General features: G+C 48.6%; 1 protein-coding gene. It reads left to right on the forward strand.

Features of this window, described 5'->3' with window-relative positions; all coding sequences use genetic code 11:
• Nucleotides 1-140 precede the first annotated feature (140 nt).
• Nucleotides 141-1307, forward strand: coding sequence for an IS4 family transposase (locus tag S2091_RS23715; RefSeq protein WP_105534445.1), 1167 nt, complete (start codon nt 141-143; stop codon nt 1305-1307).
• Nucleotides 1308-1328: the final 21 nt, after the last annotated feature.

Genomic DNA, 1328 nt, shown 5'->3' on the forward strand with positions numbered 1-1328 from the left:
TCAGTAGTGTCCCAACGTTCTCACGCCAGGAGCTTGTAAGTTAATGATTTACTTGCATAAAACGACGAATTTGTTTGGTCTCGATTTGAACGTCGAGGCGCAAAATAGGCGCTTTTTGCGGATTTCCGCTCAAGGCTCCTATGCATCATGGCAAACTCGTTTTTTCGCAGATCATGACTTATCTGCCATTGACCACGTTTCGTCGATGCGTTGCGGCGCACCGGGGCGAACACAAGGTCAAGAATTTTTCTTGTCTGGATCAATTCTTCGCTATGGCATTCGCTCAGCTGACCTACCGAGAATCCCTGCGCGATATCGAAGTCAATCTGCGGGCGCAAGCGCACCGGCTTTATCACATGGGATTTCGATGCGAAACGATTTCTCGCAACACGCTGTCGAACGCGAATTCCACTCGTCCGTGGCAGATTTATGCCGATTTTGCGCAGCATCTGATTGCGATGGCTCGACCTCTGTATGCCGACGAACCGATGGGCATCGATTTGGATGCCACTGTGTATGCCTTCGATGCAACCACAATCGATCTGTGTTTGTCCGTGCATCCATGGGCGCCGTTTCGCTCCACCAAAGCCGCAATCAAATTGCATACGCTGCTCGATCTGCGAGGTTCTATTCCCAGCTTTATTCATATCACCGATGGCAAGACCCACGAGGTCAATATTCTGGACGACCTGGCTATCGAGCCAGGTGCGTTTTATCTGATGGATCGCGGCTATCTGGATTTCAAACGACTGCATCGGCTCCACGAGCTGAACGCTTTCTTTGTGACGCGAGCCAAGAGCAACACCAAATTCAAACGCCGGTACTCCCATCCGGTCGATCGAGCCAGCACCAATCTCATTTGCGACCAGACTGGAGAGCTGCCGTTGTATTACGCAAGCAAGGATTATCCAAGCACGTTGCGCCGCGTTGTCGTCAAGGACGAGAACGGCAAACGCGTCATATTCTTGACCAACAATTTTGCACTCAAACCGGAGCTGATCGCCGCGTTGTACAAGCAACGTTGGCAAGTCGAATTGTTCTTCAAATGGATCAAACAACATCTGCGCATCAAATCCTTTTTGGGCACCAGCGAAAACGCCGTCAAAACCCAAATATGGATTGCCGTCGCAACTTATGTTCTTATCGCCATCGTGAAAAAACGGTTGCATTTGCCTCACAGCCTTTATGAAATTCTACAAATCTTGAGTTTGACTATGTTTGAAACAACACCTTTAAATCAACTACTTACGCCGCTATCAAATTTATCTGATGGTGAAAATCAACCAGAACAGATGTCTCTCCTATGAGAAACGTTGGGACACTACTGA

This window comes from Solimicrobium silvestre, assembly GCF_002976435.1.
Lineage (GTDB): Bacteria > Pseudomonadota > Gammaproteobacteria > Burkholderiales > Burkholderiaceae_D > Solimicrobium > Solimicrobium silvestre.

Bases quoted from the DNA above. Each gene is read 5' to 3' on its own strand.
- S2091_RS23715 (WP_105534445.1), top strand. From the start codon at position 141: ATGCATCATGGCAAACTCGTTTTTTCGCAGATCATGACTTATCTGCCA.